The organism is Flavobacterium sp. PLA-1-15, assembly GCF_049060005.1.
Classification (GTDB): domain Bacteria; phylum Bacteroidota; class Bacteroidia; order Flavobacteriales; family Flavobacteriaceae; genus Flavobacterium.
Genome location: NZ_JBMGQS010000060.1, coordinates 1 through 848 on the forward strand (window position 1 = coordinate 1; position 848 = coordinate 848).

The following is an 848-nucleotide window of genomic DNA, read 5'->3' on the forward strand; positions in this document are numbered from 1 at the left end:
TGTGGACCCTGAGGACCTGTGGCTCCAACTGCTCCGTCAATACCATCTGCTCCGGCTGGACCTTGTGGACCTTGTGGCCCCTGAGGACCTGTGGCTCCAACCGCTCCGTCAATACCATCCGCTCCGGCTGGACCTTGTGGACCTTGTGGACCCTGAGGACCTGTGGCTCCAACTGCTCCGTCAATACCATCCGCTCCCGCTGGACCTTGCGGACCTTGTGGACCCTGAGGACCTGTGGCTCCAACTGCTCCGTCAATACCATCCGCTCCCGCTGGACCTTGCGGACCCTGTGGACCCTGAGGACCTGTGGCTCCAACTGCTCCGTCAATACCATCTGCTCCGGCTGGACCTTGTGGCCCCTGAGGACCCTGAGGACCTGTGGCTCCAACTGCTCCGTCAATACCATCCGCTCCGGCTGGACCTTGTGGCCCCTGAGGACCCTGAGGACCTGTGGCTCCAACCGCTCCGTCAATACCATCCGCTCCCGCTGGACCTTGCGGACCTTGTGGACCCTGAGGACCTGTGGCTCCAACTGCTCCGTCAATACCATCCGCTCCCGCTGGACCTTGTGGCCCCTGAGGACCTGTGGCTCCAACTGCTCCGTCAATACCATCCGCTCCCGCTGGACCTTGTGGCCCCTGAGGACCCTGAGGACCTGTGGCTCCAACTGCTCCGTCAATACCATCCGCTCCCGCTGGACCTTGTGGACCTTGTGGACCCTGAGGACCTGTGGCTCCAACTGCTCCGTCAATACCATCCGCTCCCGCTGGACCTTGTGGACCTTGTGGACCCTGAGGACCTGTGGCTCCAACTGCTCCGTCAATACCATCCGCTCCCGCTGGACCTTG

The 848-nt window shown here is 62.6% G+C and carries 1 pseudogene; it reads right to left on the minus strand.

Features of this window, described 5'->3' with window-relative positions:
- A pseudogene (locus ACI6PS_RS16195) lies at window positions 1-848 on the minus strand (collagen-like protein); the annotation flags it as partial.